The sequence below is a fragment of the Achromobacter sp. D10 genome (genome assembly GCF_035282245.1).
GTDB classification, from domain to species: Bacteria; Pseudomonadota; Gammaproteobacteria; order Burkholderiales; family Burkholderiaceae_B; genus Achromobacter; species Achromobacter insolitus.
Window position 1 is genome coordinate 89,082 of the sequence record NZ_JAYJLE010000005.1, and the last position, 18,765, is coordinate 107,846.

15 protein-coding genes are annotated in these 18,765 nt (G+C 66.4%); 9 read left to right on the plus strand and 6 right to left on the minus strand.

Annotation, left to right across the window (positions count from 1 at the left end; translation table 11 throughout):
- Positions 1–16 precede the first annotated feature (16 nt).
- The 5 genes from VCS63_RS16345 to VCS63_RS16365 all read right to left on the minus strand — a co-directional run bounded on the left by VCS63_RS16345 (position 17) and on the right by VCS63_RS16365 (position 4,622).
- On the minus strand, positions 17–700 hold the full coding sequence (locus VCS63_RS16345) for an ABC transporter permease subunit (RefSeq protein ID WP_323880411.1): 684 nt from the start codon (positions 698–700) through the stop codon (positions 17–19).
- Positions 697–1,452, minus strand: a complete 756-nt coding sequence (locus VCS63_RS16350; protein ID WP_238914120.1) for an amino acid ABC transporter permease — start codon at positions 1,450–1,452, stop codon at positions 697–699. The genes VCS63_RS16345 and VCS63_RS16350 overlap by 4 nt, the downstream gene beginning before the upstream one ends.
- An 83-nt stretch (positions 1,453–1,535) precedes the next feature.
- A complete protein-coding gene (locus VCS63_RS16355; protein WP_416379197.1) occupies positions 1,536–2,444 on the minus strand; it encodes a transporter substrate-binding domain-containing protein in 909 nt (302 codons plus the stop codon).
- Positions 2,445–2,544: 100 nt separating this feature from the next.
- On the minus strand, positions 2,545–3,444 hold the full coding sequence (locus VCS63_RS16360) for a LysR family transcriptional regulator (protein WP_063642462.1): 900 nt from the start codon (positions 3,442–3,444) through the stop codon (positions 2,545–2,547).
- Between the two features lie 116 nt (positions 3,445–3,560).
- Entirely contained in the window at positions 3,561–4,622 is a 1,062-nt protein-coding gene (locus VCS63_RS16365; protein ID WP_042794025.1) for a LacI family DNA-binding transcriptional regulator, read from the minus strand.
- Positions 4,623–4,734: 112 nt separating this feature from the next.
- Here VCS63_RS16365 and VCS63_RS16370 point away from each other — a divergent pair, with 112 nt between their 5' ends.
- The 6 genes from VCS63_RS16370 (at position 4,735) to VCS63_RS16395 (ending at position 11,876) form a co-directional block, all read left to right on the plus strand.
- Entirely contained in the window at positions 4,735–5,754 is a 1,020-nt protein-coding gene (locus tag VCS63_RS16370; protein WP_042794026.1) for a TRAP transporter substrate-binding protein, read from the plus strand.
- A gap of 9 nt (positions 5,755–5,763) precedes the next feature.
- Positions 5,764–7,644, plus strand: coding sequence for a TRAP transporter large permease subunit (locus VCS63_RS16375; RefSeq protein ID WP_323880415.1), 1,881 nt, complete (start codon positions 5,764–5,766; stop codon positions 7,642–7,644).
- 70 nt (positions 7,645–7,714) lie between these two features.
- A complete protein-coding gene (locus VCS63_RS16380; protein WP_063642461.1) occupies positions 7,715–8,254 on the plus strand; it encodes a VOC family protein in 540 nt (179 codons plus the stop codon).
- Between the two features lie 34 nt (positions 8,255–8,288).
- A complete protein-coding gene (locus VCS63_RS16385) occupies positions 8,289–9,566 on the plus strand; it encodes a ribulose-bisphosphate carboxylase large subunit family protein (RefSeq protein WP_149064330.1) in 1,278 nt (425 codons plus the stop codon).
- Positions 9,563–10,912: a four-carbon acid sugar kinase family protein gene (locus VCS63_RS16390; RefSeq protein ID WP_112965789.1), complete on the plus strand. Its 1,350-nt coding sequence runs from the start codon at positions 9,563–9,565 to the stop codon at positions 10,910–10,912. Before VCS63_RS16385 ends, VCS63_RS16390 begins: the two co-directional genes overlap by 4 nt.
- A 76-nt stretch (positions 10,913–10,988) precedes the next feature.
- Entirely contained in the window at positions 10,989–11,876 is an 888-nt protein-coding gene (locus VCS63_RS16395; protein WP_323880417.1) for a TonB family protein, read from the plus strand.
- Positions 11,877–11,893: 17 nt separating this feature from the next.
- Here VCS63_RS16395 and VCS63_RS16400 read toward each other — a convergent pair whose 3' ends face one another.
- A complete protein-coding gene (locus VCS63_RS16400; RefSeq protein ID WP_323880419.1) occupies positions 11,894–14,215 on the minus strand; it encodes a DNA internalization-related competence protein ComEC/Rec2 in 2,322 nt (773 codons plus the stop codon).
- A gap of 409 nt (positions 14,216–14,624) precedes the next feature.
- Between VCS63_RS16400 and VCS63_RS16405 the strand changes: the two genes are divergently transcribed.
- The 3 genes from VCS63_RS16405 to VCS63_RS16415 all read left to right on the plus strand — a co-directional run bounded on the left by VCS63_RS16405 (position 14,625) and on the right by VCS63_RS16415 (position 18,758).
- A complete protein-coding gene (locus VCS63_RS16405) occupies positions 14,625–15,839 on the plus strand; it encodes a benzoate/H(+) symporter BenE family transporter (RefSeq protein ID WP_323880421.1) in 1,215 nt (404 codons plus the stop codon).
- Between the two features lie 158 nt (positions 15,840–15,997).
- Positions 15,998–17,521: an amidohydrolase family protein gene (locus tag VCS63_RS16410; RefSeq protein WP_042794034.1), complete on the plus strand. Its 1,524-nt coding sequence runs from the start codon at positions 15,998–16,000 to the stop codon at positions 17,519–17,521.
- 127 nt (positions 17,522–17,648) lie between these two features.
- On the plus strand, positions 17,649–18,758 hold the full coding sequence (locus VCS63_RS16415; protein WP_323880423.1) for an ABC transporter substrate-binding protein: 1,110 nt from the start codon (positions 17,649–17,651) through the stop codon (positions 18,756–18,758).
- The last annotated feature ends 7 nt before the right edge of the window (positions 18,759–18,765 follow it).

Genomic DNA, 18,765 nt, shown 5'->3' on the forward strand with positions numbered 1-18,765 from the left:
TGAAACACTCGCCCGTTCAGGCGCCGATTCGGGCACGCAGCGCCCGCACGCCGCGCGAGGCGGTGAACGAGATCACGAAAAACACCAGCGCGACCAGCATGTACATTTCGACCAGGCGGTTGTCGCGTTGCGCGATCTTGGTCGCCGCCCCGAGGAAGTCCGTGAGCGACAGGACATAGACCAGCGCCGTTTCCTGGAAGATGACGATCACCTGCGTCAGCAGCACCGGCAGCATGTTGCGAAACGCCTGCGGCAGGATCACCTTGCGCAGCACCTGTCCGTGCCTGAGGCCCAGAGCGCTGCCCGCCGCATACTGGCCGTGCCCCATGCTGCCCACGCCTGCCCGGATGATCTCGGAGAAATACGCGGCCTCGAACAGGATGAAGGTAATGAAGGCCGACCCCATGGCGCCTAGCACGATGGGCCGCTCAGCCCCCGTAACCGCCTGCAATGCGTAGGGCAGGATGAAATAGATCAGGAAGATCACCAGCACCAGCGGCAGCGAGCGGAACAGGTTCACATACACCGTGGCTGGCCAGGCCAGCAGACGGCCGCCGTAGAGCCGCGCAATCGCCAGCAAGGTGCCCAGCAGCAGGCCTCCCACGGTCGACGTGAAGGTCAGCAGCAGGGTAAAGCGCAGGCCCGACAGGATCAGGTACGGCAACGCGTCGACGATGGCTTGCAGGTCGAAATCCGTCATGCCCTGCCCCCTTTCGCCGCGCGCCCGCCGACTGCGCGGCCCGGAATGCGCAGCTTGTATTCGAGCGCCCGCATCACCACGATCACAATCAGGTTGAGCGCCAGATAGGCCATGGTCGCGGTCAGGAAGGCCTCGAACACCTGGAACGAAAATTCCTGCATCGCGTGGGCCTGGGCGGTCAGCTCCGCCAGCCCGATCGTCAGCGCCACCGAGGTGTTCTTGATGGTATTGAGGCAGTCGGACGTCATGGTCGGCAGGACCGTGCGCAGCGCATTGGGCAAAAGCACATGCCAGTACAGCTGCGGCAGCGTGAGGCCCAGCGCCAGGCCGGCGTTGCGCTGCCCCTTCGGCAAGGCCTCGATGCCGGCGCGCAATTGCTCACCGATGCGCGCCGACATGTACATGCCGATAGCCAGCGCCGCCGTGTAGAAAGATGCGTCCGGCAGCTGCTTGATCCAGTCTCCGGCCCTGGTCGGCAACAGCTCCGGCAGGACGAAGTACCACAGGAACATCTGCACGATCAGGGGGATGTTCCGGAACACTTCCACATAGACGGCTGTCGCCACCTGCACCTTACGATAAGGCAGCGTGCGCGCGACGCCGACGACCAGGCCCATGGCCAGCGCGATCAGCCACGCCAGCGCCGCGGTCTTCACCGTCACGCCCAGCCCGTCCAGCAGGGTCTGCAGATAGGTGTGCCCGCCGTCGGGCGATGGAGCGAACAGCACGCCCCAGTTCCATTGATATGCCATGCTTTTTCTCGATGATCAGGCCGCGCGCGGTCCCGGCCCCTGGCTGGGGCCGCGCATCGGCGCATTGCAGCGGGGTCGCGCGCCTAGCGGTAGGCGGCGGGATCGCCCGAATCGGTCGGCTTTGCCACCACGCGCTTGAGCGCTTCGCTCATTGCCACGTTCAGGTTGATTCCCTTAGGCGGCAGCGGGCTGCGGTACCAGCGGTCATACAGCGCGTCGAATTCGCCGCTGGCATAGAGGGCCTTGATGGTGTCGTCCACCAGCGCCTTGAACTGCGGATCGTCGCGGCGCAGCATGATGGCGTAGGGTTCGATCGACAGGGGTTCCTCCGAGACCTGATAGCGGTCGGGCTGTTTCGCATTGGCGATCAGGCCATAGAGCAGGATGTCGTCCATCACGAATGCGGAGGCGCGGCCGGTCTCGACCATCAGGAATCCTTCCGCGTGCTCCTTCACGGGCACGATTCTCATGCCCAGCCCGCGCGTCTCGTTCAGCTCGTTGATCTGGCGGATGTTCGCGGTTCCGGAAGTCGAGGCCACGACTTTGCCCTTCAGATCGTCGATGCTGCGCAGCTGGGCGGATTTCTGGCTGAGGAAGCGGTTGCCGGTCACGAAAGTGGTAACCGAGAACGCCACCTGCTGCTGGCGATCCAGCGTGTTGGAGGTGGAGGCGCATTCCAGGTCGATGGTGCCGTTGCCCATCAGCGGAATGCGCGTGGCGGAGGTGACCGGCAGGTACTTCACCTGGATATCGCTGCGGTTCAGGCGCGCCTGCACGGCCTTGACGATGCGCTCGCAGATGTCGATCGAATAGCCCACGGGCTTCTGGTTGCCGTCATAGTAGGAGAACGGAATCGAGGTCTCCCGATGGCCGATTGTGATCGTGCCGGTATCCGCGACCTTCTTCAGCGTCCCGTCGAGCTGCTGGGCCGCGGCGGTGCCCGTCATTGCGATCGCGAACGCCGCGATTGATGCCTTGATGGATATTGTCATGCTTTTCTCCTTGGGATTCATGTACTTATGGGGTGCTGCACAGAATTCACCGCCGAGCGCGCCCGTGCCCGCCCAACGCGGGAGTTGCGGCCGCCGTCCGTCAGCGTTGGGTATACAGGTTGAACACGCGCTCTACCGGCTCCTGGGCCGGCCCCTGGCGGCGCGCATACATGCAGATCTGCATCGGAATCGCGCAGCGGCGGTCCTTGATGGCAACGATCTGTCCGGCATCCACCGAAGCCTTGGCGCTGGAGTCCGGCAGCCACGCCATGCCGACGCCCGCACTGACCAGCGTGCGGGCGCCGTCCACGAAATCGGTCTCGCAGACGCGCTCGAGCACGGGCCGCTGCAACAGGTCGCCGCAAGCCAATTCGACCAGGCGCCGGAAATACGCGCCCTGGGCGTATGACACATAGGGATAGCGCTGGGCGGAGTCGCTGGCGTATAGAGCGGCTTCGTCCACGTCCATCGCGGCGGGCCTGAACAGGCGCAGGCCGTCCGGCGCCATGCCGGTGCGCATGTAGGCTTGCGGATCCAGTTGTATGTCTTCGGCCGCATGGCGAAAGCAGACCAGCAGATCCACGACGCCGGCAGCCAGCCACTCGACCGAATCGTGCACATTGCCCACGTGCAGCCGCAACGAACCGACCGCGCTTTCGTCCTTCCAGCGAATGCACCAACCCGGGAAGTGCGAGGTCGCCAGGCAATGCGGCATTGCCACCCGCAGGACCGCGCCTTCGTGGCTGGCCACGCCGGCCTCGCCGCGGGCATCGACCACCTTGCGCACGATCTCGGCGGCGTTGGAGCGGAACTGCTCTCCCGCCGTCGTCAGGCGCAGCGGGAAGCAGCTACGGTCTATCAGCGCCGTGCCCGCCCAGGTTTCCAGGGACTGGATACGCCGGCTGAACGCCGATTGCGACACATGCCGCAGCTCTGCAGCCGTGGTGAACTGCCCGCATTCCGCCAGGGTCAGAAAATCCTGGAACCAACGTAGATCCATTGCAACCGCCGCGCCGTCAGACTGAATGCGAGGCAGTATAGGGATCGGGTCCGTGCGCCTTATGCATAGTTTGCATAACGACCGCGCAGTCAGGGTTACTCCGGACCCCGCCAGCCCTAGGGCAGGTTCTCCCGGAAGATCACCTGGCTGCGCGCCAGCTCCACGCCGTTCATCGGACTGCGTTTGTCGCGCAAGTTGCAGAAGATGCGCACGCAGCTCATCAGCGCTTCCATGGGGCTTTGCGTGATGACCGCATCCATGGTGCCGTCGATCAGCAGCGCGCGGGTGTCGGGCGTGAGACCGTGCCCGATGAAGACCACCCGGTGCTGCTGGCCGGCCTCCTTGAGCGCCCGCGCCACGCCGTCCGATGCGCCGCCGATGTTGTAGATGCCGGCCAGCTGCGGATACTGCTCCAGCAATTGGCGGGTCTGCTCGTAGTTTCGCTGCGCATCGTCGTAGCCTTCGCGCAAATCGACCACCTGCATGGCCTGGAACTGCTCGGCGTACAGCTGCAGGAAGCCGCCCTCGCGTTCTTCATGCGCCCGGTAGTGGCGCGAACCCGCGATCAGCGCCACATGCGCCGCCCTCGAACCGATGAAGCGGGCAATCAGATAGCCGGCGGTCCGGCCAGCGGCGCGGTTGTCCAGGCCCACGTAGGCCGCGCGCGCGCTATTGGCCAGGTCGGATATCAAAGTCACCGTCGGCACGCCCTGCTGCGCCAGCGAGTTGACGGCCTCGCGCACCGTCGGATGCTCCAGCGCCATGAACGCGATGCCGTCCGCGCGCTTGCCGTGCTTGGCCAGCGCTTGCGCAAGCGCGTCGGGATTGAAGCTCTCGACGTACTCCACCTGGCACCTGGCATTGAGCGGCGCGAAATGCTCCTGGGCATAGCTGACCGTATCGCCCAGCATGCGCAGGTAGCGGTTGCTGCCGCGCGGCAGCAGAAATACCAGCCGCAGCGGCTCGGGCGCGGCGGCGGCTCGAACCTCCTGTTCCGGCAGATAGTCCAGCTCGATGGCCGCTTTGAAGACTTTTTGCGCCGTGCTGGCGCGCACGCCAGGCCGGCGGTTCAGGACCCGGTCGGCCGTGGCGGTAGACACGCCAGCACGTTCCGCCACATCGGCCAGGCGCGCCAGCTTACGTTCGGGAGGCGTTCGATTCACATCAAAATCCATCATTAATCGCGTTTGACGATATTGGCGACGATTCACTATTGTCCAGTCTGCCGCATGGTACTGGCGCTTTTGTGGCACATCAAAAAACATCATAACCAAGATTATGGAGACAACCATGAAGCTGCTGACACGCCGTAGTGCCCTGCGCCGCCTTTGTGCGGTACCCGCCGTCGCCCTGGGCGCGGGCTTCCCGCTGATCGCCCGCGCGGCCGACTACACCCTCAAATACGGCAACAACCTGCCAGTCACGCATCCGCTGAACATCCGCGCGCAGGAAGCCGCGGAACGCATCCTCAAGGAAAGCAACGGGCGCGTGGACATCAAGATTTTCCCCAACAACCAACTGGGCGGCGACACCGACATGCTGGCCCAGGTTCGTTCGGGAGGCATCGATTTCTTCACGCCGTCCGCGCTGGTCATCGCGACCCTGGTGCCGGTGGCGGCAATCAATGCCGTGGGCTTCGCGTTCAAGGACTACAACCAGGTATGGGGCGCCATGGACGGCGCGCTCGGCGCCCACGTGCGCGCCGCCATCGCGCAGCGCCGGCTCTATGCCTTCGAGAAGATGTGGGACAACGGTTTTCGCCAGACCACCAGCAGCAAGGCGCCCGTCAAGTCGGCAGCCGACATGGAGGGCCTGAAGATCCGCGTACCCGTCAGTTCTCTGCCGATCTCCATGTTCAAGGGTCTGGGCGCCGCCCCCGCCAGCCTGCAGTTCAGCGAAGTCTATTCCTCGTTGCAGACCAAGGTGGTGGACGCTCAGGAGAATCCCCTGCCCATCATCCAGGTGGCCAAGCTTTATGAAGTGCAGAAATACTGCTCGCTCACCAACCATATCTGGGACGGCTACTGGTTCATCGCCAATGGCCGCATGTGGGAAGGCTTGCCGCAAGACCTGAAGACGGTCGTGGCGCGCGGCATCAACGAGGCAGGCCTGGCCCAGCGCGAAGACATCAAGAAGCTCAACGCTTCGGTGCAGTCGGACCTGGAAGGCAAGGGCCTGCAGTTCAACCAACCGTCCGCCGACAGCTTCCGCGAGCAATTGCGCGCCGCTGGCTTTTACAAGGAATGGCAAGGGCGCTTCGGCAACGAGGCCTGGACCTTGCTGGAGCAGGCCGTCGGCAAGCTGGCCTGAGGACGCGCCATGTCCTCCCTGTCCGCTCCCCACGCCGCGCCGCAGGCGCTCCCAGCCCACCCCTTGCGCCGCGCCGCCGGCGCGCTCGACGCTCTGCTGGGCGGCATCGTCGAGCACGTGGCCGCGGCCATCGTGCTGGTGGAGATCGCCGTGCTGTTCGCGGGCGTGGTGGCGCGCTATGCCTTCCACAGCCCGCTGGTCTGGTCCGACGAGCTCGCCTCCATCCTGTTCCTGTGGCTTTCCATGCTGGGCGCCGTGGTTGCCTTGCGTCGCGGAGAGCACATGCGGATGACCGCGCTCGTCAACAATGTCAGCCCGGCGCGCCGCGCCCAGCTGGAAACGGCCGCGCTGGCGGCCTCGCTCGCGTTCCTCGCGTTGATCCTGGCGCCCGCCGTGGAGTATGCGCACGAGGAACACTTCATCATCACGCCCGCGCTGGAGCTGAGCAATTCCTGGCGCGCCGCCGCGATTCCCGTGGGCATGGGCTTGATGGCAGTGGTCGCGCTGCTGCGCCTATTGCGCACGCAGACTGCGCCGCAGATGCTTGCGGCGTTGGCCGGCGCGGCCGCGGTGGTTGCGCTGTTCTGGGTGGCGCAGCCGCTGTTTGCCACCCTGGGCAAACTGAACCTGCTGATCTTCTTCGTGGGCATCGTGGCCGCCACGGTATTTTCGGGCGTGCCGATCGCCTTCTCATTCGCGCTGGCGACCTTCTCCTACCTGGTCCTGACCACAAACACGCCCATGGTGGTGATGGTCGGCCGGCTGGACGAGGGCATGTCGCACCTGATGCTGCTGGCGGTGCCGCTATTTATCTTCCTGGGCTCGCTGATTGAAATGACCGGCATGGCACGCGCCATGATCCAGTTCCTCGCCAGCCTGCTCGGACACGTGCGCGGCGGATTGTCCTATGTGCTGATCGGCGCGATGTACCTGGTATCCGGCATCTCGGGATCAAAGATCGCCGACATGGCAGCCATCGCTCCGGTCTTGTTCCCGGAGATGCAGAAGCGCGGCGCCAAGCCAGGCGATCTGGTCGCCTTGTTGTCCGCCACGGGCGCGCAGACCGAGACCATCCCGCCGTCTATCGTGCTCATCACCATCGGTTCGGTGACGGGCGTGTCCATCGCCGCGCTCTTCACGGGCGGGCTGCTGCCGGCCGTGGTGCTGGGGCTGGCGCTGTGCTCGGTGGTGTGGTGGCGCTACCGCAAGGAAGACCTGACGCTGGCCCAGCGCTTCAGCGCCCGGGAGATCGGACGCTTCTTCGTCATCGCCCTGCCCGCCGTGGCCCTGCCCTTCGTGATCCGAGCCGCCGTGGTCGAAGGCGTGGCGACCGCCACAGAGGTCTCGACGATCGGCATCGTGTATTCCGCGATAGTCGGTCTGCTGATCTACCGGCGCTTCGATTGGGGCCGGCTCAAGCCCATGCTGATCGAGACCGCCTCGCTGTCCGGCGCGATCATGCTGATCGTGGGCTGCGCCACCGCCATGGCCTGGGCACTGACCCAGTCCGGATTCTCTGGCGACCTGGCCCGCCTGATGGCCGGCATGCCCGGCGGCAGCTACGGCTTTCTGGCAGTGTCCATCGTGGCCTTCATCATCCTGGGCAGCGTGCTGGAGGGCATTCCCGCCATCGTGCTGTTTGGCCCGCTGCTGTTCCCGATCGCGGCGCAGGCCGGCGTGCACGAAGTGCACTACGCCATGGTGGTGATCTTCGCCATGGGCATCGGCCTGTTCGCGCCGCCTTTCGGCGTGGGTTACTACGGCGCCTGCGCCATCAGCCGTGTCGATCCCAACGAAGGCATAGGGCCTATCTGGGGCTACATCGCCGCGCTGCTGGTGGGCTTGGTCGTCGTCGCCGCCTTCCCCTGGTTTTCCATCGGTTTCCTGTGAGCCCTCGCGGCCCGTCACGGGCCGCCCCGCTCCGCAACCTTCCATCCTCCCTATCCGCAAAGAATCCATCATGAGTCGTTTCCTGGGCGAGATCCGCCAACTCGGTTATGTGGTGCACGACATCGAAGCCGCCATGGACTACTGGAGCACCACGCTGGGCGTCGGCCCCTGGTACTACAACCCGCGCGTGCCCATCGTCAATTACCAGTACGACGGCGTCCGCCACGAGCCGCACAACTCGGTGGCGCTGGCCAATTCGGGCTATGTGCAGGTAGAGCTGATCCAGACCCGCAATGACGTGCCTTCCATGTACCGAGACTTCCTGCAGGCTGGCCGCACCGGGCTGCAGCACGTGGCCTACTGGACCGAAAGCTACGACGCCGACCTCGAACGCCTGCTGGCGCAAGGCTTCAAGCCCAAGATGAGCGGCGAAGTCGGCGAAAAAGGCCGCTTCATCTACTTCGACACCGAGTACCACCCCGGGACCGTTATCGAACTGTCCGAGGTGGCCGGCCCCAAGGGCCGACTGTTCGACCTGATCCGCGACAGCGCGCGCGACTGGGACGGCAAGGACCCCGTGCGCCCTTTCCCCGACCTGAACCGGATCTGACCCGTCCTTACCGATAACGCCGCAAGCCGCCATCATGAATTCCCAATCGTTTAGCGCCACCTACCTGATCGAAACCCCGTTGGACCCCGCCAGCGTCGCGGAGGTCATGGCCGGCGAACAATCCTGCGGCACCTTCACGCGGGTGCAGGGCGAAACCGATGAGTTGCGCGCTCGCGCCCGCGCGCGGATCGAATCCATCGAGACGCTGGAGTCCACCCCTGTCCCCAGCCTGCCCAACGCCTGGCTGGCGAGGCAAGCGGGCGGCATGCCCGGCCTCTACCGGCGCGCCCGGGTGCGCATCTCGTTTCCCGTCGCCAACGTCGGCGCCAATTTGCCGACGCTGGCGGCCACGGTGGGCGGCAATCTGTACGACCTGGGCGAAGTCACCGGCTTGCGCCTGGAAAGCATGGAACTGCCGGCCAACTATCGCGCCCAGTTCGACATGCCGCGCGCCGGCATCGCCGGGACGCGGCAACTGACGGGCGTGGCGCGCGGTCCGCTGGTGGGCACCATCATCAAGCCCAACGTGGGCCTGTCGCCCGAACAGACCGCGCATCTGGCGGCCCAGCTGTGCGCCGCGGGCGTGGACTTCATCAAGGACGACGAAGTTTGCGCCAACCCCGCGCACGCGCCGCTGGCGCAACGCGTCGCCGCCGTCATGGCGGTGGTGCGCGCGCACCGCGAGCGCACCGGCCGCCAGGTGATGGTGGCCTTCAACATCAGCGACGAAACCGACGCCATGCGCCGCCATGCCGACCTGATCGAACGCGAAGGCGGCACCTGCGTCATGGCCAGCCTGAACCATTGCGGCTACTCGGCCATCCAGACCCTGCGCCGCAGCACCCCGCTGGCGCTGCACGGCCATCGCAACGGATATGGCGCGCTGTCGCGCCACCCGGCGCTGGGCGTGGGCTTCCAGGCCTATCAGACGCTGTGGCGCCTGGCCGGCGTGGACCACATGCACGTGCACGGCCTGCAGGGCAAGTTCTCCCAAGAGGACGCCGAGGTCGTCGCGTCCGCGCGCGACTGCCTGGCGTCGCTGACCCCCGGCATCGACGATCCCGTCCTGCCGGCGTTTTCGTCCGGCCAATGGGCTGGCACCGTGCCTGCCACGTGGGCCGCCGTGCAAAGCGACGACCTGCTCTTCATGTCCGGCGGCGGCATCTTGGCCCACCCAGACGGTCCCGCCGCGGGCGTGCTCAGCATCCGCCAGGCCTGGCAAGCCATGCGCGAAGGCGCAGCCCTGGAAGACTATGCCCTCAATGCCCCTGAACTGCGGCGCGCCATGGAACGCTTCGGCGGCCGCGCATGAACGCGACGCCCCGCGACGAGACGCGTCCGCAGATCGGCTGGTACGGCGACGACTTCACGGGCGCCACCGACACGTTGGCGGAAACGGCTCGAGCCGGCCTGCGCAGCCTGCTTTTCCTGGGTGTGCCAACAACGGAACAGCTGCAACGCGCGGGCGCGCTCGACGCCATCGGCATCGCCGGCGCGGCGCGCGGCATGGCCCCAGCGGAGATGCGGACTGAATTATCCGCCGTCGGCCGATTCATGGCCCGCGCCGGCGTCCGAGTGCTACATTACAAATGCTGCTCCACGTTCGACAGCGCGCCGCACGTAGGAAGTATCGGCGCGGCCGTGCACGAACTGCGCCGTCACATGCCCAATCCACTGGTCCCCATCGTCGGCGGGCAACCCAGCATCGGCCGTTACTGCAGCTTCGCCCAGCTGTACGCGCGGGCGGGCTCCGCGCCGGAAATCCACCGCATCGACCGCCATCCGGTCATGAGCAGGCACCCGGTTACGCCCATGCACGAAGCCGACCTGCGCCTGCATCTGGCGGCGCAAGGCTTGGCCGACATCCGTTCGATACCGCACACAGCCTACCCTCGCGTGCGCCAGGCGGCGGATGCGCCGGCGGTGGACGACTGGGTCGACCAGGTGATCGAGACCAACGATGGACCGCTGCTGTTCGACCTGATCGATGAGGAACAACTCGCCATCATCGGGCGCCTTATCTGGCGTGCCGCCTCGTGCCTGCCCGTGCTGGCGGTCGGCCCCAGCAGCGTGCAGCAGGCGCTGGCCCGCGTCGTGCCCACAAGCCGTGATCATGCCTCCACCGCTTCCCTGCCTGCCGCGGCAGGCCCCGTGCTGGCGGTGGCCGGCAGCCTGTCTCCCGTCACCGCCCGGCAGATCGCGGCGTGCCGGCAATATGACCGCCAGCCTTTGCAGGCGGAACGGCTGCTGCGAGATCCAGCCTATGCGGCCGAACAAGTCAGGCAAGCCACCGCCGCGCTGGCGCAAGGGCGCAACGTGCTGGCGCACACCGATCGGCCGGCCCAGCCGCTCACCGCACACCAGACCGCGGCAACCGCCCGTGCCACCGGCCAACTGGTGGCGGACATTGTGCGCGCCAGCGCTCGGGGCGGCACGCGCCTGACCCGCATCGGCATCGCGGGTGGAGATACCTCCAGCCAGGCCACCCTGGCCCTGGGCGCCTGGGGTCTGGCATTCCGCTGCGTGCTCGCTCCGGGCGTGACGGTCAGCCTGACGCGCAGCGACGATCCCGTCACCGACGGCATCGAACTGATGCTCAAGGGCGGACAGATGGGCGGCGACCTGCTGTTCGACGAACTGGCGCAGGGACGGGCCTGAAACCTGGCGTGCGCCCGGGTTATGCTGCGCCGGTGCGCCCGGCCGGCGGGCGCCGCTTACCCAGGAGACTTGCCCCATGGAATGGCCGCTACGCGCTTGCACCACAGCCGCGATCATGCTGTGCGCGGCCACGGCCACGGCCGCGGCGCCAGCCAACCGCGCCGAATGGACGGCCGGCGCGATGCGCAAACTGCAGCATCACCTGGAAATGCCCAAGGAAGCGTACGAGCTCGACGGCCCGCTTAGCCTGCGCCTGCGCCTCATCGTCATGCGGGACGGCAAGATCGACTCGGTGGAATTGGCCAGTTCCTCGGGATACGTGGCCGTGGACAAAGCGACAGCCAACATGGTCCGTCGCGCCAGCCCGCTGCCCGCGTTCACCAGTGACATGCAGGCAGAGCGGGAAATCCTGATGCTGCCGGTGCGGTTCCAGTTAACGGATGACGCCCCGGACGAAACAGAACGCCGCTACGCCCACCCGGGTAGCGGCTTTGGCGTAAACGTGCCGAGGTCTTACCGCGTCCTGGGCAGCGGCAAGTCCGATGAATTCGACGTGCTGGTGCGTATCGGCCAACGCAGCGGCGGGCCACACACTGCGGACGCAGCCGCCTATTTATGCAGTGTCGGTTTCAACGCCCCGCGCAAGTCGCTGAAGACGCATCCTGGCGCCGAAGCGCCGCCATCGGCCGCCGAGCGGCTGGCGGCGGCCGAGACCATCCTTGCGGCTCAGGGCCAGTCGCTCGATCACCGCAGCACCTTCGAACTTCAGGGCGCCAAAGGCGTAGACTACGTCGCTGCAGCCGGTATCGGACCGGATGGCGTGCATCTGCTGGAGTACAACGCGCTGCTGGACACGGCCACGCTGCGCGTCGCCATGCGCTGCACGACGGCAAGCGACGCTCTGCCGGCCGCTCTCTCCGACTTCCGGCAGATCCGGGACGGGATAGTCCTGGGCGCGAAATAGGCCGCACAGGACCGGCCTCAGCGTCCATGCCAATACCGCCGTCCGCGTTCGCGCTCAGCCCGGACTTCCAAGCCATCGGGACCTGAACGCGCCGTCACCGCGCCATCGCGGTCGCTGCGCCAGAAGGTCGCGCCGGCCCGCGTCCATCGCAGCTCAACCGCGCGTGCGGGATGGCGGAAGCGGTTCAGGTGGCCCGCCTGCGCAATCACATGGCTGGCGGCCACGGCCGTCACCAAATCCCTGCCCGAGGACGACGCCGACCCATGATGCGGCGCCATCACCACATCGATCCGTGGCAGTTCGGGAGCCAGCTCGCGTTCCTGCGCAACCCCCACGTCCCCGGTCAGCAGCAGGGAATGCGACGCCCCTTGCACCAGCAGTACACAGCTATCCGCGTTGCGATCCTGCCCGGCCTTGCCAGCAGTGGCGGCGGGATGCAGGAAGGTGAAGGCCACGCCGTCCACCTCCCAATGGTCACCGCGCAAGCATGGCCGTCTATCATCCGGCAGCGGCGGCAGACTGTCGCCCGCTCCCGGCCAGACCCGGACATCACGGCGCAAGAAGGCGTCCAAATCGAAGGACGCGTAGCTGCGCTGCGCGGAAACAGCGGCCAGCACCGAGCGCAGCCCGCCGACATGATCCAGGTCGGCGTGCGACAGCACCAGCACATCCAGTTGCCGGACGCCACGGGCCAGCAGGAACGGCGCGACCACGCGCTCGCCGGCGTCATTGCCGCCGTAATGGCGCGGCCCCGCGTCAAACAGCAGCGTCTGGCTGGCCGTCTCCACCAGAATGGCGCTGCCCTGCCCCACGTCCAGCGCGCTCATGTGCCAATGCCCCGGCTCGGGCCGGTCAGGGCGCCAGCACAACAGCGGCAGCATGCAGACCCATCCCAAGCGCCTGCCCGGCCAGCCCCGCACCTGCAACGCCCAGGCCATGCCCGCCACCGCCAGCAATAGCCATGGCCACGGCGCCGCCGCCACCGGCACACTGGCCCAGGCGGCATTGCCCACCCATGCGACGGGCGCCATGGTGAGATCGAACGCCTGCAGCCCTGCCTGGCCGGCGAAGGAGGCCAGCGGCTGCGCGCCCGGCACCACCGACAGCGCCGCGCACAGCAATGCCAGCGGCGTCACCACAAAGGTCACGACGGGTATGGCCACCGCATTTGCCAACGGCGACCCAATAGATACCTGGTGCACCAGGAATGCCAGCAACGGCGTAAGGCCCAGCGTCACCATCAATTGCAGGCGCGCCGCCTGCGACAGCCTGGCTGCGCAACGCCGGACCCACCCCGCCTCGGGATCCACGGGCAGTTGCGCGATACGCAGCAGCACAGCCACCGCGCCGAACGACAACCAAAAGCCCGCCGACACCGGCGCCCAGGGGTCCAGCGCCACCACCACCGCCGCCGCGCAGACCAACACGCGATCCGCCGACAGCGGCAGGCGCGACATCGCCGCCGCCAGCACGACCGACAACATGAAGAAGGTGCGCCGCGCCGGCACGCCCCACCCGGCCAAGAGGCAGTACAGCAGCGCTACGGCCGCGGCCGCCGCGCCGCCCGCGACACGCGCAGGCACATGTTCGGCCAGCGCGCTGCCCCGCCACCGAGCCCGCCGCCACAACGCCGCCACCAGCAGCCCGGCGATGCCCGCGATCGACGTCACGTGCATGCCGCTGATCGACACCAGATGCGTGATGCCGCTGCGATTGAACAGGCGCCAGTCTTCACGCGCCACGCCAGCCTGGTCCCCAATCGCCAGCGCGATCATCACCGGCGCATAGCGATGTTCGCCCAGGGCGGCGCGCAACCCCTCGCGCACGCGATGGCGTGCCCGCTCTATTGCAATGCCTGGCGTCGCCCAAGGCCGGTCCTCAAGCAGCCTGGGCTGCCCCCGCACCGTGCCCGTCGCGCGTATCCCTTGCGCGAACATGCGTCCTTCCGTATCCGGGCCCGCCGGGTTCAACAGGCCGTGCGGACGCCGTAGCACCACCGCCATGCGCCACACCTGGCCCGGTATCAGCAATGGAAGCGCGGAATGCGGGCCGGGCGGCGCCTGCCAGGCCACCTGGATGCGCGACGGGATACCGGGCGGCGCGGGCTCGGCCAGTTCGGCCACGAAACGCTGGCCGCGCGCGTCGCCTTGAGGCAACCCGGCCACGCGCACGACCAGGCGCGACACGGCATCCTGGTGTTCGTCGGACAGCGCATCGTCCAGCCGGAACTGCGCCAGCACACTGGCGTTGAGCAGCCCCGCGCAAAAGCCCAGCGTCAGGCTTGCGAGCAGCCGCAAGATGCGCCGCTGCAAGCGCAAGCCGGCGGCAAGCGCAATCATGCCTAGAACCGCAAGCCCCCCGCAGATGCCGGCACCTGGAAGCCGCGATGACAACTGGACCAGCCCCGCGCCCGCCACGAACGCCAAGCAGAAGATTCGGCCTGTGATATGCGCCTCCCGAAACAGGACAGCGTAAAAGCGGACAGCTGGGCGCAGGCGTGGGTAGGGATCGTTTCAGCCGCCTCGGATGACCGCGGAGATCGCAATGCCCAGGTACCGTGACCCGCCCCGCCAGATCCCGCGCCAGCCCGCAAGCATCGGCCAGGATGCCGGCTATGATTGCAGGGCTCGGCGAGACGCCGGGAACAGCATGGCCTACTGCCCAATACGCAAAGCGGATCCGCAATGACGCCCGAATCATTCTTCCTCTTCTTCAGCAGTCGTGACCCACTCCCTTGCGGGCGGACCCATGGCTGAGCAAAACGCGATTCCAGCCTCCCCATCCTCGTTCCCCGCGACCGAGCTGACGAACGCCTTTGTCGCGTTCCTGTTCTCCGCATCCGCCCCCGTCGCCATCATCCTGAGCGCAGGCGTAAAGGGCGGCCTCAGCCAGGCCGACCTGGCCTCATGGATCTTCGCGGCTTTCGTGCTCAACGGCACTCTCACCATCGTGATGTCGGCCATCTACCGGCAACCGCTAGCCTTTCTCTGGACCATTCCCGGCGCGGTGCTCGTGGCCAGCGCCCTGCAGCATCTGCCCTTCTCCGAGGTCATCGGCGCCTATCTCCTGACCGCGGCGCTCATGCTGGTGCTGGGACTCACAGGATGGGTGGGCGCCATCATGGACCGCATACCCATGCCCATCGTCATGGGCATGGTCGCCGGGGTTTTCCTCAGTTTCGCGCTGGACTGGATTCGCTCATTTGCTTCCGATCCCTGGCTCGCTGGCGCAATGACCGCCACATTCTTCCTGGTCTCGTTCTTCCCGGCAGTGCAAAAAAGGCTGTCGCCCATCATTGGCGCCTTGATCGCCGGAGTGTGCGCGCTGGTCATCATGGGCAGAGCGCCCGCCCTGGAACACATCACGCTGGCGACCTCGGTCGCCAGCCCCCAGTTCCACGCGCCTGCGTTCTCCTGGGCCGCTGCATTCGAGCTGGTCCTGCCTCTGGCCGTTACCGTGATCGCGGTGCAGAACGCGCAGGGCATAGCCGTGCTGCGCAATTCGCTGCACCGGCCTCCGGTCAATGCCATCACCAATGCCTGTGGGGTGTTCTCGGCGCTGACCGCTTGCCTGGGCTGCGTGTCCACCTGTCTGGCCGGCCCGTCGAACGCCATCATTGCCTCGGGCGCCAACGCATCGCGGCACTGGCTTGCCGCGATCTTCCTGGGTGTGATGGTGATCGTGTTCGGACTGTTCTCGCCCCTGGTCACGCAAGCGCTGCTGGCAACGCCCGCAGCCTTCGTGGCAACGCTTGCGGGGCTGGCGCTCTTGCGCATTCTGCAAGGCGCCTTCCATACCGCGTTCCGCCAACACTTCACGCTTGGCGCCCTGATCGCTTTCCTCGTGACGCTGGGCGGCCTGCCCCTGTTTGGCATCGGCGCCCCTTTCTGGGGCGTGGTGTTCGGCGTGGCAACCAGCTTCGTTCTGGAGCGGGGGGATTTCTCCAAGCAGGCCTCGAACTGAAGTCTCCGTCCCCGGCGTGCCGTTCATAAGCACATCACTCAGATAGAAATTGCGAATCGGTCGTTTGGCCCAGCGCCCGTCTCCCGTACTGTGACCTGTCCGCGCCGGCCTTGCCGACCCCGCAAGGCGCCGCGTCCGTTTCACTCTCGGAGACCCGCATGAACGACCGGCTGCACCGTACCCAGGCTTCCCGCTCCGCCGCCATCAAGGCGAAGCTGGACTATCCCGTGATCGATACCGACGTACACGTCAACGACTATGCCCCCGTTCTGGAGGACTACATCCAGCATTACGGCGGGTCCAAGCTCGTGGACGTGCTGCGCAAGACGCAGGGATCGCGCTTCGCCACCAAATCCCAGGGCAAGGACTGGTATCAGCAAACCCCGGCAGAGCGGCAATACAACCGCACGCTGCGTTCGCCGTGGTGGGCGCGGGTTACGCGCAACACACTGGATCTGGCTACGGTCACCTTGCCGGAACTGCTGTATGAACGCCTGGAGGAACAGGGTTCGGACTACTCCATCCTGTTTCCCAACGACGTGCTGGCGCCGCTGGGCGCAGGCGACGAATACCGCCAGCCGCTGCACCGCGCAATCAACCATTTCCATGCGGACCAGTACCGCAAGTACAGCGACCGCCTGACGCCGGTGGCCGGAATTCCGCTGCATACGCCGCAGGAAGCCATCGAGGAACTCGAGTTCGCCGTCAAAACGCTCGGGCTGAAAGTGGCCAACATTCCGGGCGGCGTTCGCCGGCCGATCAAGGCCATCGCCGACAAGTACCCGGCTTCGGAATATCCGGAAATCGCGCGGCATGCGTCCTACGTGGATTTCTTCGGGCTGGACAGCGAGTACGACTACGACCCGTTCTGGGCCAAGGTAGTGGAGCTGGGCGTACCGCTGGCGACTCATTACGGCAGCCAGGGCTGGACCGGTCGCCACTCCATCAGCAATTACATGTTCAACCATATCGGCCACTTCGCCGATGGTTCCCAGGCCTTCGCCAAGGCGCTGTTCTTCGGTGGCGTGACCCGGCGGTTCCCGGATCTGCGCGTAGCCTTGCTGGAGGGCGGAGCCGATTGGGGCGCGCACGTGTATGCGCACTTGGTGGACCGCTGGGAAAAGCGCAACCGCAACGCCGTGCAGCAGTACAACCCTGCCAACGCGGATGTGGAGCTGCTGGCGGACCTGTTCGAGCGCTATGGCGCCGAACTGCTGAACGGGCGCGAACTCAACAAGCAGACCCTGCTGCGCGACAGCCTGGGCCTGTCGGCGCTGCACCACAGCCGCGAGCCGGAGGGCGACGAGCTCGACGACTTCGCCGCGGCCGGCATCGAAAGCGTGGAGGACATCCGCAAGCGTTGGGTGGACAGCTTCTACTTCGGTTCCGAAGCGGATGACCGCAACATAGGCGCCGCTTTCAATGACCGCGCCAACCCGCTGCACACCAAGCTCAATGCAATCTGGTCGTCCGACGTCGGCCATTGGGACGTGCCCGACCTGACCGAGCCGCTGGCCGAAAGCTGGGACTTGGTCGAAGACGGGGTGATCACCGCAGAGGACTTCAAGGCGCTGGTCTTCGACAACCCTTACCGCTTCTACACGCAGGCGAACAGCGAATTCTTCAAGGGCACTCGCATCGAACAGAAGCTGCAGGCCCAGCCCCAGAAACGCGCCGCCTGAGCTTTCCGCCAAACCAGTAACTCCACCCCGATCCTCGCCGGCGCAAGCCGGCGAGTGGACTGTCCTGCCCGCTGCCGGCGCGCGTCGGCAGCGGGCCTGTAACCCATCACCATCTTACGGAACGACCATGCGCACCCTGCTCTCTTCCCGCAGCCTGATTTCACGCCTGTTGCTGGGCGCTGCCTTGTGCGCCGTCAGCATCTCCTCCTTGGCCGCGCCCAACGTAGTCCGCATTGGCGTGGCGACGGCCGGCGGCGGCGATCCCATCACCTGGGGCGGATCTCCCGGTGGCGTCGCGCGCGCCAACAATTGGCTGGAGGAGGCCTTCCAAGGCACCGGCACCGAGGTGCAGTGGCTGTTCTTCAAGGGCGCGGGGCCCGCTGTGAATGAAGCGCTCTCCAACAAGCAGATCGACTTCGCCTACCAGGGCGACCTGCCGTCCGTGGTGGGCCGATCCAATGGCCTGAAGACCCGCATCCTGCTTGGCAGCGGCGTGCGCAACAACTTGTACGTATCCACGCCCAAAGATTCCGCATTGCAGTCGCTGGACGACCTGAAGGACCGCAAAGTGTCGATCTTCCGCGGCACCAACGGCCATCTGGTCGCCATCAACGTACTGGCCTCGCGCCAGCTGACCGAACGCGACATCAAGGGGGTCAACCTCGACACCGGCAGCGCGCAAGCGGCGCTGGTCTCAAATGGAGTGGATGCTGCTTTCGGCGGGTACGAATACTTCAAGCTTCGCGACCAGGGCCTGGCACGCATCATCTATTCCACCAAGGGCCAGGATCCCTCGTTCACGCGCCAGGCGTCCTTGCTCGTGCGCGACGACTTCGAAAAAGAGAATCCCGAAGCCGTGCAACGCGTGGTCGACGTGTTCGTGCGCGCCGCGCAATGGGCCTCCGACGAGCAGAACCGCGACGCTCTCTTCAAGATCTGGGCGCGCAGCGGCACGCCTTATGCCTCCTGGCAGGCGGAATTCGATGGCGAAGTGCTGGCCGTGCGCAACTCGCCGCTACTGGACGAGTTCCTGGCCTCGCGCTACCAGGCGGTGGCGGACGACGCGCTGAAACTGAAGCTGATCCGCCGCCCCGTCAGCGTGGAGGGCTGGTTCGAGCCGCGCTACCTCAATACCGCGCTGCAAAAGGCCAATCTTTCCACCCGCTGGACGGCATTCAATGCGCAAGGCCAGCCCGCGTCCGGCGAACGCCAGGCAAGCGCCGCAGTGGCGCGATAAGGAGCCG

Excerpts from the sequence above, each read along its gene's own strand:
- VCS63_RS16345 (WP_323880411.1), bottom strand. The coding sequence starts at position 700 with ATGACGGATTTCGACCTGCAAGCCATCGTCGACGCGTTGCCGTACCTG.
- VCS63_RS16350 (WP_238914120.1), bottom strand. The coding sequence starts at position 1,452 with ATGGCATATCAATGGAACTGGGGCGTGCTGTTCGCTCCATCGCCCGAC.
- VCS63_RS16355 (WP_416379197.1), bottom strand. The coding sequence starts at position 2,444 with ATGACAATATCCATCAAGGCATCAATCGCGGCGTTCGCGATCGCAATG.
- VCS63_RS16360 (WP_063642462.1), bottom strand. The coding sequence starts at position 3,444 with ATGGATCTACGTTGGTTCCAGGATTTTCTGACCCTGGCGGAATGCGGG.
- VCS63_RS16365 (WP_042794025.1), bottom strand. The coding sequence starts at position 4,622 with ATGATGGATTTTGATGTGAATCGAACGCCTCCCGAACGTAAGCTGGCG.
- VCS63_RS16370 (WP_042794026.1), top strand. The coding sequence starts at position 4,735 with ATGAAGCTGCTGACACGCCGTAGTGCCCTGCGCCGCCTTTGTGCGGTA.
- VCS63_RS16375 (WP_323880415.1), top strand. The coding sequence starts at position 5,764 with ATGTCCTCCCTGTCCGCTCCCCACGCCGCGCCGCAGGCGCTCCCAGCC.
- VCS63_RS16380 (WP_063642461.1), top strand. The coding sequence starts at position 7,715 with ATGAGTCGTTTCCTGGGCGAGATCCGCCAACTCGGTTATGTGGTGCAC.
- VCS63_RS16385 (WP_149064330.1), top strand. The coding sequence starts at position 8,289 with ATGAATTCCCAATCGTTTAGCGCCACCTACCTGATCGAAACCCCGTTG.
- VCS63_RS16390 (WP_112965789.1), top strand. The coding sequence starts at position 9,563 with ATGAACGCGACGCCCCGCGACGAGACGCGTCCGCAGATCGGCTGGTAC.
- VCS63_RS16395 (WP_323880417.1), top strand. The coding sequence starts at position 10,989 with ATGGAATGGCCGCTACGCGCTTGCACCACAGCCGCGATCATGCTGTGC.
- VCS63_RS16400 (WP_323880419.1), bottom strand. The coding sequence starts at position 14,215 with ATGATTGCGCTTGCCGCCGGCTTGCGCTTGCAGCGGCGCATCTTGCGG.
- VCS63_RS16405 (WP_323880421.1), top strand. The coding sequence starts at position 14,625 with ATGGCTGAGCAAAACGCGATTCCAGCCTCCCCATCCTCGTTCCCCGCG.
- VCS63_RS16410 (WP_042794034.1), top strand. The coding sequence starts at position 15,998 with ATGAACGACCGGCTGCACCGTACCCAGGCTTCCCGCTCCGCCGCCATC.
- VCS63_RS16415 (WP_323880423.1), top strand. The coding sequence starts at position 17,649 with ATGCGCACCCTGCTCTCTTCCCGCAGCCTGATTTCACGCCTGTTGCTG.